At 70.7% G+C, this 4242-nt stretch carries 4 protein-coding genes; all 4 read left to right on the top strand.

Features of this window, described 5'->3' with window-relative positions; all coding sequences use genetic code 11:
• Positions 1–783: AAA family ATPase (locus ACWIE7_RS18435; protein WP_454070223.1), on the top strand; the 783-nt coding region annotated here is incomplete at its 5' end.
• On the top strand, positions 780–2297 hold the full coding sequence (locus ACWIE7_RS18430) for a CpaF family protein (RefSeq protein WP_454070222.1): 1518 nt from the start codon (positions 780–782) through the stop codon (positions 2295–2297). The genes ACWIE7_RS18435 and ACWIE7_RS18430, both read left to right, overlap by 4 nt.
• Entirely contained in the window at positions 2294–3235 is a 942-nt protein-coding gene (locus tag ACWIE7_RS18425) for a type II secretion system F family protein (RefSeq protein ID WP_454070221.1), read from the top strand. The genes ACWIE7_RS18430 and ACWIE7_RS18425 overlap by 4 nt, the downstream gene beginning before the upstream one ends.
• A gap of 114 nt (positions 3236–3349) precedes the next feature.
• Positions 3350–4242, top strand: an 893-nt coding sequence (locus ACWIE7_RS18420) for a type II secretion system F family protein (protein ID WP_454070220.1), incomplete at its 3' end; no start/stop codon positions are given.

Here is a 4242-nt window from a genome sequence, read left to right as displayed (position 1 = left end):
CTGGACGTGCAGTTCGGCGACGTGGCCAGCGCCCTCAACATGCACCCCGACCACACCCTCCTCGACGTGACCCGCGGCCCGGCCGCGCGGGACTCGATGGTCCTCAAGACCTTCCTCACCCAGCACGAGACCGGCCTCTACGCGGTGTGCGGCCCGACCAACCCCGCCGACGCCGACGCCATCACCCCCGCCGACGTCGCCCGCCTGCTCGAGACCTTGGCCGCCGAGTTCCGCTACGTCGTGGTGGACACCGCCCCCGGCCTGGGCGAGCACGCCCTCGCCGCACTGGACCACACCAACGACCTCGTGATCATGACCAGCCTCGACGTGCCCGGCGTACGCGGACTCCGCAAGGAACTCGATATCCTGCGCGACCTCGGTCTGGGCTTCGATCGCCGCCATGTGGTGATCAACTTCGCCGACACCCACAGCGGTCTGACCAAGTCAGACGTAGAGGCCACCATCAACGCCGGCGTCGACCTGGTCCTGCCCCGCAGCCGCCCCACCGCCGCCTCGGTCAACCAGGGCGTGCCCCTGCTGCAGAGCGACGTCCGCGACCCGATGACCAAGAAACTTCGCACACTCGTCGAGCGCTTCGCCCCCGCGCCCGCCGGCGCACCGGGCACGCCCGCCGCCCACAGCACCGTCGCACCGGGCGGCGCCACCACGAACACCGGCCGCACCCGCCGCTTCGCCCTCCCGGGCCTGAAGTCCGGCCGCGACCAGAACCAGAGCACCGAGGGCGGCCGCCACCGCTTCCTCCGTAAGAGAGTCGAACGATGAGCCTCACCGAGCGCCTGCGCGCCGCCCGCGGCGAACACCCCGGCGACGTCGTCGTCGACACCACCGCGCCGACCACCGCCCCGGCGCCGGACGTCGCGACCACCGTTCCCGTCGCCGCGTCCGTGCCGACCACCGCAACGATGACCACGACGACGACGCCGTCGACCGCCGCCCCCACACCGGCACCCTCGCAGTCGCCGGACGGCACGGATCCCGCCGCCACCGACGCCCTGGCCACGCTCAAGGAGAACGCCGCCCACGCCCTGTTCGATCGGATCGGCGCCCGCCTGAACAACCCCGCGCTCACCGAGGAGCAGCTGCACACCATGGTGCGCAGCGAGCTCAACAAGGTGGTCGAGGAACAGACCGTGCCGCTGACCAGCGATCAGCGCAAGCGCCTCATGATCGACGTCCAGGCCGACGTGCTGGGCCACGGGCCGCTCGAGAAGCTGCTCGAGGACCCGGACGTCACCGAGATCATGGTCAACGGCCCCGACATGATCTACGTCGAGCGCGCCGGCCAGATCACCCGCAGCCGCGAACGCTTCACCTCGGAGGAGCACCTGCGGCAGGTCATCGAGCGGATCGTCTCCCGCATCGGCCGCCGCATCGACGAGTCCTCCCCGCTCGTGGACGCGCGCCTGGCCGACGGCTCCCGCGTCAACGCCGTGATCCCGCCGCTCGCCGTCAACGGCTCCTCGCTGACCATCCGAAAGTTCTCGCGTGACCCGTTCCAGGTCCACGACCTCATCGGCTTCGGCACGCTGACGCCCGAAATGGCCGAACTGCTGCAGGCCTGTGTGCAGGCGCGGCTGAACATCATCGTCTCCGGCGGCACGGGCACCGGTAAGACCACGCTGCTCAACGTGCTGTCCTCGTTCATCCCCGAGGGCGAGCGGATCGTGACCATCGAGGACGCCGTGGAGCTGCAGCTGCAGCAGGACCACGTGGTGCGGCTCGAATCCCGCCCGGCGAACATCGAGGGCAAGGGCGAGATCAGCATCCGCGACCTCGTCCGCAACTCCCTGCGTATGCGGCCCGACCGCATCGTGGTGGGCGAGGTCCGCGGCGGCGAGACCCTCGACATGCTCCAAGCCATGAACACCGGCCACGACGGCTCGCTGTCCACCGTGCACGCCAACTCCCCGCGCGACGCCATCGCCCGACTCGAGACTCTCGTGCTCATGGCCGGGATGGACCTGCCGCTGCGGGCCATCCGCGAGCAGATCGCCTCCGCCGTGGACGTGATCATCCAGCTCACCCGTCTGCGCGACGGCACCCGCCGCGTCACCGCCGTCACCGAGGTCCAGGGCATGGAGGGTCAGACCGTCACGCTGCAGGACGCCTTCCTGTTCGACTACTCCGCCGGTATCGGACCCGACGGCAGGTTCCTCGGAAAACCCCTGGCCACCGGTGTGCGGCCCCGCTTCACCGACCGGTTCAACGAGCTCGGCATCACCCTCTCGCCGCGCGTGTTCGGCGCCACCACCGACAACCCAGGAGGCATCCGGTGAACACCGCGCTGACCGCCGGCGGGATCGGCGTGCTCGCCCTGACCCTGGCGCTGCTGGTGGGCACCTATCTCGTGCTCTCCCCCGCGCCCGGCAACATCCCCCGCGACCGGCGCCGGCCCGGTGTCTCCGCCGGCCCGGGAGCCCTCTCCCGGGTCGCGACAGCAGCCACCGAGGCGATCGACAAGATCCTGAGCAAGCGTGGGGCCCCCGGAGCCGGCGCGCTCGAGCAAGCGGGTGTCCGCATGCGGCTCCAGGACTTTGTCTTTCTCGTCGTCGTCGCCGCCCTCGTCGCCTTCGCGGCAGGCCTCGTCGCCTCGGGCCCGCTCTTCGGCATCGTCCTCGTGATCCTCACGCCGATCGGCGCGGTCGGGCTGCTCAAGATCCTCGCCGCGCGGCGGCGTGCCGCCTTCGCAGACCAGCTCGACGACTCGCTGCAACTCATGGCCTCCAGCCTGCGCGCCGGGCACAGCCTCCTCCAGGCGCTCGCCTCCGTCGCCCGAGAGGCCGAGGAGCCCACCTCCGAGGAGTTCGCGCGCATCATCAACGAGACCCGCGTCGGCCGCGACCTCGGCCCCGCGCTGGAAGAGACCGCGAACCGGATGGGCAGCCAGGACTTCGTGTGGGTCACCCAGGCCATCGCCATCAACCGCGAGGTCGGCGGCAACCTGGCCGAGGTGCTCGACGGCGTCGGCCAGACCATCCGCGAGCGCAACCAGATCCGGCGCCAGGTCAAGGCACTGGCCGCCGAGGGCAAGCTCTCCGCCTACGTGCTCATGGCGCTGCCGTTCGGCATCGGCGGGTTCCTGTTCATCTCCAACCCGTCGTACATCGGCACCCTCACCGAGAGCCCGCTCGGGTGGGGGATGATCGCCGCCGGTGTGGTGATGCTGATCGTCGGCGGCTTCTGGCTGTCCAAGGTGGTCAGCATCAAGTTCTAGCGGTGCCGGGCGTCCCCTGCGTCCCGCACCTCGACCGTCGTTGCCCCGTCCCTCGCACAGCCCCCTCCCACCCCGCGCCCCTCGAGCGCGGCCCACAGATAAGGAGCACCCCGGATGTCGCTGACCGCCGCATTCGCCGTGTTCGTCCTCACGGTCTCGGTGTTCCTGCTGGCCTACGTCGTGTTCACCGGCCGCGACACCGCGCGCGCCCGCACCCTCGACAACCTGCGCAGCGGGTTCGACGACGGCTACGCGGCCGCGCCCGCCCTCGACGCTGCCGATGATGACGCCTCCGGCAGCTCCGTGGTGGCGCTCGCCCGTCGGCTCACGCCCGCCGGCACCGTCCGGCGGCTCGAGCGGCTCATCCTCCGCGCCGGTCGACCCGACGGCTGGACCATCGACCGGCTGATCGTGCTCAAGATCGCGGCGCCGCTGCTCGTGGTGGTGCTGGGTCTGCTGTTGGTCAGCACCAACCCGGCGCCGCTGCTGATCCTGCTCATGCTGGGCACCGCGGTGGTCTGCTACTTCCTGCCCGAACTGCTGCTCAAGAGCCGCAGTCAGGAGCGCAACGAGGAAATCGCACTCGAGCTGGCCGACACGCTCGACCAGATGACCATCGCCGTGGAGGCCGGGCTCGGCTTCGACTCGGCCATGGCCCGCGCCGGGCGCAACGGCACCGGGCCGCTCGCCCAGGAGCTCATCCGGACCCTGCAGGAAATCCAGGTGGGGCAGCTGCGACGGACCGCGTACGAGCAGCTCGCCCAGCGCACCGACGTGCCCGACCTGCGCCGCTTCGTCCGCGCCCTCATCCAGGCCGACGCCTACGGCATCTCCGTGGCCGACGTGCTGCGCACCCAGGCCGCCGAGCTGCGGCTCAAGCGGCGGCAGCGGGCCGAGGAGAAAGCGCAGCAGGTGCCGGTGAAGGTGATCTTCCCCCTCCTGGTGTGCATCCTGCCCGTACTGTTCATCGTGCTGCTCGGACCGACCGTGATCAACATGATGGAGGC

The organism is Dietzia sp. NPDC055343, from assembly GCF_053645265.1.
The sequence above is the reverse complement of the archived record's forward strand: the minus strand, read 5'-3'. Positions and strand labels throughout refer to the sequence as shown.